Consider the following 554-nt stretch of genomic DNA (forward strand, 5'->3'; position numbering starts at 1 on the left):
GCGTGGAGCGCTGGGTGCGCTCGGGCTCCTGCGCCTTGATCAGGCTGTGCAGGTCGGCCAGGAAGAAGAAGCTCTCGATTTCCGAGGCCTGGCTGGCGGTGATCGCCGGACGGATGGCGCCGACGTAGTTGCCCAGGTGGGGCGTGCCGGAGGGGGTGATGCCGGTAAGGACGCGGGTAGTCATGGGGAATCAATGCGGACAGATGAACCGCCCCAGTTTACCTGCCCGCGCTCGACCCCGTTGGCCCGGCCCGTGCGTTTGATCGTGCACCTGCCCTGCGGAGCCCTGCCATGAAACGTTTGATCCTGCCCCTGCTTGCCGTGCTGGCCCTGTGCGGGTTCAAGCCGGCGCTGCCACTTCGTTACGACACCGGGCCGGTCCACCTGACGGTGATCGACCGCGACAGCGGCCAGGCCCTGACCCAGTACCGCCAGGACGGCCAGCGCTGGATCGCGGGCCAGCAGGGCCACCGTTACAGCGTGCGCCTGCGCAACGGCAGCGCCGAGCGCGTGCTGGTGGTGCTCTCGGTCGATGGCCTGAATGCCATCAGCGG

At 68.4% G+C, this 554-nt stretch carries 1 protein-coding gene and 1 pseudogene; one reads left to right on the forward strand and one right to left on the reverse strand.

From position 1 onward, the window contains the following. Nucleotides 1-184: pseudogene (locus AAE045_RS24115) on the reverse strand (hypothetical protein); the annotation flags it as partial. Between the two features lie 107 nt (nucleotides 185-291). Between AAE045_RS24115 and AAE045_RS24120 the strand changes: the two are divergent. After that, the coding region (locus tag AAE045_RS24120; protein WP_455549824.1) for a hypothetical protein at nucleotides 292-554 on the forward strand (263 nt) is incomplete at its 3' end.

Source organism: Dryocola clanedunensis (genome assembly GCF_038405435.1).
GTDB lineage: Bacteria > Pseudomonadota > Gammaproteobacteria > Enterobacterales > Enterobacteriaceae > Dryocola > Dryocola clanedunensis_A.